Source organism: Bacteroidales bacterium, from assembly GCA_018334875.1.
Taxonomy (GTDB): domain Bacteria; phylum Bacteroidota; class Bacteroidia; order Bacteroidales; family UBA12077; genus JAGXLC01.
On record JAGXLC010000181.1, the window covers coordinates 1 to 8,234 of the forward strand.

The following is an 8,234-nucleotide window of genomic DNA, read 5'->3' on the forward strand; positions in this document are numbered from 1 at the left end:
AAGAAAGATACAGGGGATATATGGAATTCCGGGAAGATCGGCTCCGGTCAGTCATTACACATCGCTTATGAAGGACCCGACCTTAAGCCGGCCACCCGATATTACTGGAAAGTAAAAATATGGGACAGCCAGGGAAGGGTTTCTCCTTACAGCGACATTCAATGGTTTGAGACCGGTTTATTGAAAAAGGAAGACTGGAAAGCAAACTGGATTTCCACCAGTGCATGGGAAAAAGGGGTTCCACCTGCCAATCCGGCCCCTTACTTCAGGAAATCTTTCGAAATCAACCAGAGCATCGAACAAGCGAGGATGTATATATCCGGTCTGGGATATTATGAATTTTACATCAATGGTCAGCGGGTCGGAGACCATCAGTTGGATCCGGCAGTAACCGATTATGAAGAGCGGGTAAAATATAACACCTATGATGTCGGAAAATATCTGAAAAAGGGCAAAAATGTCATGGTGGTTGTTCTGGGACATGGATGGTACAACCAGCACTCCCCTTCCGCCTGGGATTTTCATAAGGCCCCCTGGCGCGAGAGTCCGGTTTTCACAGGGCAATTGCAATACAAGGATGTCAAGGGACAAAAACATACTGTAATAAGCGATAATACCTGGGAATATAAACGAGGACCTATAGTTTACAACAGCATTCGCAACGGGGAGTTTTATGATGCAGGAAAATATAGTGAGCAGTGGTTTCTTCCAGGCTATGACGATAAGAGCTGGACCGGGGCGCTGGAAGTATCCGGTCCCAAAGGAAGGCTATCTGCCCAGAAACTTCCACCCATGCGCATTATAAAAACACTGGAAGTAGAGGAAATTACCCAACCCCAACCGGGAACATGGGTTTTCGATTTTGGTCAGAACATAGCCGGATGGACAAAGCTTAATGTGAAAGGTGCTCGCGGAGATACAGTAACCATAGAACACGGTGAACGATTATATGAGGATGGCACCCTGGACCAGGAGGAACTCAGCCGGTTTGTCAATGAAGGTCCTACCCAAACCAATAAATATACCCTTAGCGGAGAAGGAACAGAAACCTGGGAGCCTTCCTTCAGCTATCACGGCTTCCGGTATGCATCCGTAACCGGTTTACATGAAGCTCCCGATTCATCCACTCTGAAAGCACAAGTTGTGCATACGGATTTCGATACCGCGGGTACCTTTTTCTCTTCCGATAGCGTATTGAATCAAATTCACCGGAATACCCAATGGTCGTATCTGGGCAACTTTCATGGCTACCCGGAGGATTGTCCACACCGTGAAAAGATCGGCTGGTCGGGTGATGGGCAGGCGGCAGCGGAGGTTGGTTTTTGGAATTTTCACTCTACCACAGCCTATCGGAAGTGGCTCGATGATTTCCTGGATGAACAAAGGGCCAGCGGAGAGCTACCCGGTATCATTCCTACCAGCGGCTGGGGGTATACCAGAGGGGAAGATACGGTATTGGGTTATGGTCCCCAGTGGGAAGGCGCGTTTGTTACCATACCCTGGAACATTTACCTCTATAAAGGAGACGAACGAATACTAAGACGATACTACGATGGAATAAAAAAATACATGGGTTACCTGGAATCCCAGGCAGACAATTACCTTCTCAACGGCGGCATCAATGATCATAAATATGTGGATACCCCCACCGAACCACCGATCATCGCATCATCATACTTCTACCACCTTACCAGAATAACCGCAAAAATGGCTGCTGTCATGAATCATGAGGAAGACAGACGGCACTACAAAGATCTGGCCAGGAATATAAAAAAGGCCTATAATAAAAAATACTACCACCCGGAAGACCAGACATACGGTAACGGAGGCCAGACCTCGCTGGCCATGGCCCTTTATTTCGGTCTGGTAAAAGAACAGAATGAGCAAGAGGTTCTGAACAGCTTGGTGGAAGAGATAAACAATCAGGACAATCATTTCGATGCAGGTGTGATAGGGGTCAAATGCCTGATCAACGTACTTACGGAACATGGGTTAACCGACCTGGCCTATGAGATGATCACCCAAAAAACCTATCCGGGATATGGAGACTGGATCGAACGGGGAGCGACTACCCTGTGGCAAACATGGGACGGATCGATGTCAAGAAACCACATCATGTTCGGCAGTGTGGACGAATGGTTTTTTGAAGCCCTGGCAGGGATCAAAATTGATCCGGAACATCCCGGTTTCAAACATTTTTACCTGAAGCCGCAAATACCGGAAAAACTCACTCATGCCCAAGCCAGGCATCATTGCATGTATGGTGAAATTAAGAGTGCATGGAGAAAGAAAGAAAATGGCACTGCATTTAAATTTAATGTGCCCTTCAACACCTCGGCCACCATCACACTGCCCGCTGATAAGGGTAAGGAAATTCTGGAAGGAGACGCTCCCCTTTCAGAACAGCAAAACATAGAAATAATCAGCCGAAAAGCAGGAAAAGTGGTAATGAAGCTAGGCTCCGGAAGCTATGATTTCCTGGTAAATTGACAAAACTTTGGAATTTTGGTTTCGATTGGATATTTTTAAAAGATAAATCGTACTAAAATGTACCATCATGAAAACACATCAAAATCACTTTCTGTTTGGCCCGATTCAACATTTGGGCCGGATGATTAAACCTGTTATTGTCAATATTCAGGATTTTTTGAAAAAATTAAATCACCGGAGCCAACTACCTTTCAACAGGCCAAAACAAAAGGCTGATTTTTCCGTCTCTGCGGTAAAAAAAACACAAAGCCGCCGGCAAGCATTGAAAAAACTGGCTTTTCTGCCTTTCCTGGGTGGTTTTGCCTGGACATTTTTAAGTCCAAAAGAATCTTCCGCTTCAGAGATTGTGCCGGTTCCTGACAGTTGTGGTACCTTTAAACGAAAACCTCTTGAGGAACTGGAAGGGGAAATCCCCCGGGGGAAACTTGGTAATAAATCGGTCAGCCGGTTGATCCTGGGAAGCAATCCTTTTTGTGGTTATGCACACAGCCGGGATCTCAAATACACTTCCTCCCTGTTCAGGGCATATTTCACCGAAGAAAAATTAATTGAGACCATTCGTCTGGCAGAACAGGCAGGGATCAATACGTTAAACCTGTGTACATGGGAGCAACAACATCTTATAAACCAATACAACAAGCAAAACGGCAGCAACCTTCATACCATGATGCAGGTGCGGCCGACAAAAGATGACCTTTACAGCGATATCGACCGGTCGATCGATCTGGGTGTAGATTTTATTCAGATCAGGGGCGTTGAGGGTGACATCTTTGCGCGTGACGGTGATGCCGGTCTGTTGCAAAAATGTGTGGATCATACCAGGCGGCAAGGTTACCCGGTAAGCGTAGGGGCCCATGATGTTCATACATTCTATGCCTGCGATGAAGCGGGAATCGAAGTGGATTTCTATTTCAAAACCCTGCACCATGACCGGTACTGGTCGGCACTGTCCAAAAAGGACCGGCTTCCGTTTGGTGTGCAGGGACCTAAAAATACAGACCGCAATCCTTATCACGACAATATGTGGTGCCTTTTCCCGGAAGAAACGGTAAACTATATTCAAAAGCTGAAGAAACCCGTAGTAGGATTTAAGGTACTGGCCGGCGGGGCAATTTTCCCGGATGAAGGCTTTCAGTATGCCTTTGACAATGGAGCCGACTTTATCTGTGCAGGGATGTGCGATTTCCAGATTGTAGAAAATGTCAATGCTGCCATTCGCGCCATTGAAAAAGCAAACAACCGCCAGCGGCCATGGTATGGCTAATGAAAGATAGATTAAGCGCAAAGGCTTCAGGATAAATGTTAAAGACAGCGTTTACCCGTGAAGCCCTATTACTGTAAGGTCCATGGGCCTCTTTTGCGGCACCAAATCCTTTTATTCCGAAGGAGTGATCAGCACCGCCCACTGGCCGTCCCCAGGAGTTTCCAACGTAAGCCTATTCCCCCCGTTAAGGGGCTCAGCTTCATGCCATGCAGAATTTGATATATCCAACCATCGCTTCTCCCATTCTCCGGTAGAATAGTTTATAGTAAGTTTACAATCGCCCCCGTCGGGAAAGTAAACTGCGTATTGTTCATCTTCTTCAGCTATGCAGTAAGCTTCATTAAGTCCGCGATTGTTCATAAAATGATTTGCAGGTTCGCATGAAAATATATCAAAATTTTCCATAAACATCCTCATGCTTTTGATATGGGTTTGTGCCAAATCACTCAACCCAAGTCCAAAATATTGTTTCGAAGGTCCCGGACGGTGAAAACGTGCTGATGCACAGCCTCCGAATATATTCCTCCAGAAACGACGCGTACCTTCTTCCACACTAGTAGTCCAACTTCCAATAGTTCCCCCGTAAATTTTCACGTTGTTAAGGGGTTTGGGGTTCTCCCTGATCCGGTTACGCACCGACATGATCAAATCGTAGTGTTTCTGACCATCGTTGGCATTGTTCTGGGAAATTTCAAAAAAATCATAGTGCTCGTTATCCATCAACAAACTGACCTGTTCCCGGGAAGTAAAATCACTGTTCCGGCGCATATCCGTCAGGAAGACTTCTTCATCCCTTTCATCGGCTTTCCGCCTGATGAATCGTGCCCAGTATTTTCCCCATTCAGCGGGCTCTCCTATCTCGTTGTTCATACAATATAAAACATTGGGATAATCAAGACTTACAGATAGAATCTTTTCAACGAACTTTTCCTGATACTGACGAATAACGGCAATATCTTTAAGCTTCGGCACAGTATGAAAAAATACATGATCGGTAGGTTCTGCTTTGGAATGATACTCAATTTGTATATCCAGCCCGGATTCTTCTGCCGTGTAATTGACATTCAGCCTGGGATTAAAGGGATTGCTTTCCCATCCTGCATTATTGGGGCCAAATCCTAAGGGAGCTTCGGTTTTAAAATAGTCCCACGGATCCCAAATCTCAACCTGCACGATGATGTCCCGCTCTGCAGCAAGATTAAGCAGATTTTCGAAGCGATCCCAATATTCCTCATCCCACTGCTCAAGATCGTAAAGACCATTTTCCAGTTTTTTAAAAGGCCACCTGTTCCCCGGATTGCGACTACTCATGGTATTCCGTATGTAATTTCCACCGGCCGATTGTAAAGCATCGAGATGCCCTTCCAGTCCGTCGGGGTGATTAAAAAGGTTATCCTCCTTTGAACCTCCGAGAAGCAATAAAGGCTCACCATCATATTCCCAGTAAAAGGGATTTTCTTCAGATATTTGAATGGATTCTTTCTGTTCATAATCCCTGGTAGAATCACAGGAAATAATGAACAATAGCGTAACAACCATTAACGATAACAGTTTGAAACTACCAATTTTATTCATAGCTTATATTTTTAAGGTTAGACTTTTTCATTTTAATCCCTTGTAATTGTAATTGAATGTGACTATTCCCAAAAAATCGACAAAAACAGCAGTTCCTGTAGATACCGGAAAACATTGAAACGGAGGATCAGGGTCGTTCAGCCGTAACCGGGTTGTTCATTACAACAAAAAAGTCATTTATTATGCCGTAAATGTCGAACCACTCCCAGATGGTTATTTTGCGTGAATTGTCGGGTCGTTCAACCCATTGTCCGTCTGTATAGACCGGAGCAGGATGCTTGTAACTTTCTGCCCAATCCGAATTCTTCACAATGGCCACAGCAGCCTGGTCGAACAGCGGCCTGCTGGGTGGATTGCCCCCCATATCGTACATCTCGAAAAGGTTTGCCGAATAATCTCCCCAGGTATAGAACTCACCGCCGTGTCGACCGGTAACAGGTTCAGAAATTTTCGAACCCTTTTCGGGCATCCTTTGAAGCATCTGTGCCTGTGAAACCTTAACGGCATCTGTGCCCGATGGATCCCCATAGCGGACGGTCACCATCTCAAAGGGAACATCTACATCAAGTATGTAGTTCATTGCCTCAATATCCCATTCCAGGTTATGTTCTCCAGGTTCCGGATAATTGGCCCCCAACCACACGATCCTTATATTTTCAGCTATTGATGGCTCTTTTTTAAGGGCAAGAGCAATATTTGTCAATTTGCCCACAGGTAACAAAATCAGTTCCTGATCCCGCTCTTTGAGAGCCTGTTCAATTATGAAATTTACCGCCTCATGGCCATCAAATTCACCTTCATGGATATTGCCCTCTATCTCATCGAATGAACCCTGGGCGCCCGTATGAAGAGGTATCCGGTTCCACACCCCGCAAAGTTGCATCACCCGTTTTGCCTCATCATAGTGGTCGCTTACGGATGAGTATGTGACTCCGTCCCTTGGATCGCTGGTTGCATTTACTGTCACCCCCTCGACGGCAAAGTCATCGCCGCTGAAAAACAGGTAGGCCAGGGCATGTTGGTCGTCCACCTCGTTGTTTGCATCGGTATCAATAATGACATGATGCCGGAAGGATTCTTTCCCGGCATCTTCTGTTCTCCCGCAGCTTGAAAGAACAAGTGTTGCTGCCATGGCCATTAATATAAGTTGGCCGGCAATTTCCCTGTTAAAAAGTAATCTGAATCTAATAACTGATTTTTTCATAATGAAGTAAAAAATTGAGATACGCATATCTTTAATGTCAATCTTACGGAGTTTCCAGGTATAAAATTACAAAATTAATTTTAATCAATATTAATAAGAACCTGATCCAATGCAAAACCAATGAACATGGGATATGACCAACTGCTGTAGCCTCTGCCCGTATCTCCCTTGTATCGTTGTAATTCTGATTTTATAACCGCCTCCATGGGTTTTGCCTTTTCACCGATCCTTCTCAGGGAGATGGCTGCCTGCAGAACCAACCACGGCTTATCTCTGGCTTTCAGATGTTTCTCAAGAACGGGAAGGGCTTTTTCACTCCGGTTCCACTTGCACAACAATTCTGCGGCCTTGATCTGAACAATCGGGGAAGGATCATCCAACAATGATTTTACTTCATTTTCTGCTTTTTCAACCTGTTCACCGTGTGCAATCAATCCAACCACACCCCAAAAACGAACCCCGCTATCTTTATCAGACAACCCGGCAATCAGTTCATCCGTCTCCACATCAGCTTTTCCTATTTTTTCGGCAGCATTGAGGAGATCTTTAAGCTGATAATCTGCAGACTGTGCATACTCGTAGGGAGTGCTACCTCTGGCCCTGCGCATCATCTCGGCCTCATTCAGGAAACCGATATCTCTTGTCGAGATTATTTTATTTTTCAATCGCTTCCTCATTTGCTTAAGCTTATCGCTATAAGCGGATGAATCTGCAATATTGTTGAGTTCATGTGGGTCTTCTTCAAGATTATATAATTCTTCGGCCGGTTTGGGCTGAAAGAACTTTCTGGCGTATCCGGTTAATTTACCCGCTTTCCGAAGCCGGCGAAGTTCTCTGAAACTCGCCTTTTCTTCATCAAATATCAGCGCGTCGGTTACATAAGAATGATGGGGCATGTAATTCCGGATATAGATGTAATCATCGCTGAGTATTGCCCTGGATACATCGTAAACATCGTCTGCCCGGCTACGCGAGGCATACAGGTACTGTCGCTCTTCAGGCAAATCGTTCCCGAGAAATGCTTTCCCCTGCATGTGATCAGGAATATCCACATCGGCCAGGTTGAGCACTGTTGGAGCCAGATCAACAAAACTCACCATAAGGTCTGATTTAGAACCCGGCTCCTTCGGGATCAGGTCCCGGTATTTTTCAGGTACCCTGACGATCATGGGAACATGCAGGCCTGACTTGTAGAGCCACCGCTTATAACGCGGCATGCCATAACCATGATCCGCGTAAAAAAATATGATGGTCTCGTCATACAGACCGTCTTCCTTTAACTGATCAATCAAATCTCCCACCCGTTTGTCAAGAACGGTGATCAAATCGTATTGCCGGGCCCAAAGCTTTCGCATTTCAGGGGTATCAGGGAAATAGGGCGGCAAATTGATTTTTTCGGGGTCATGTCGTTTCTCCAGGTTCTTATAATCCTCCGGCTGATAATTGTTGACATGTCCTTCGTGCGTTACCCCGTAATTGAAGACACTGAAAAAGGGATCACCCTCCGGACGATACTCCCAGTGGGCGCTGTCGGTACCATTGTGATCCCACATCCCGGCCGGTGAAAAGTTGTAATCGGTTTTTCCGCTGTTGGTGCAGAAATAGCCGGCCTGATCCAGGTATTCAGGAATGCCTTTGACCTTATCCGGTATGGGGATCTCCGAACGAAGATGCTGTGTGCCCAGTGACGTAGCATGCATA

The 8,234-nt window shown here is 45.7% G+C and carries 5 protein-coding genes; 2 read left to right on the forward strand and 3 right to left on the reverse strand.

What is annotated here, in order from left to right; all coding sequences use genetic code 11:
• Positions 1-2,490 (forward strand): family 78 glycoside hydrolase catalytic domain (locus tag KGY70_13470; protein ID MBS3776198.1); only part of this gene is annotated, 2,490 nt, incomplete at its 5' end.
• A 67-nt stretch (positions 2,491-2,557) separates the two neighbouring features.
• The gene (locus KGY70_13475) at positions 2,558-3,754 is read left to right on the forward strand and encodes a hypothetical protein (GenBank protein MBS3776199.1); all 1,197 of its coding nucleotides are present in this window, start codon (positions 2,558-2,560) and stop codon (positions 3,752-3,754) included.
• A gap of 111 nt (positions 3,755-3,865) precedes the next feature.
• Here the strand turns inward: KGY70_13475 and KGY70_13480 are convergent, their stop codons facing one another.
• The 3 genes from KGY70_13480 to KGY70_13490 all read right to left on the reverse strand — a co-directional run.
• Positions 3,866-5,329, reverse strand: a complete 1,464-nt coding sequence (locus tag KGY70_13480) for a hypothetical protein (protein ID MBS3776200.1) — start codon at positions 5,327-5,329, stop codon at positions 3,866-3,868.
• Positions 5,330-5,456: 127 nt separating this feature from the next.
• Positions 5,457-6,533 (reverse strand): nucleoside hydrolase, encoded by a 1,077-nt coding sequence (locus tag KGY70_13485; GenBank protein MBS3776201.1) that lies wholly within the window; start codon positions 6,531-6,533, stop codon positions 5,457-5,459.
• A gap of 80 nt (positions 6,534-6,613) precedes the next feature.
• Positions 6,614-8,234, reverse strand: a 1,621-nt coding sequence (locus KGY70_13490; protein MBS3776202.1) for a sulfatase-like hydrolase/transferase, incomplete at its 5' end; no start/stop codon positions are given.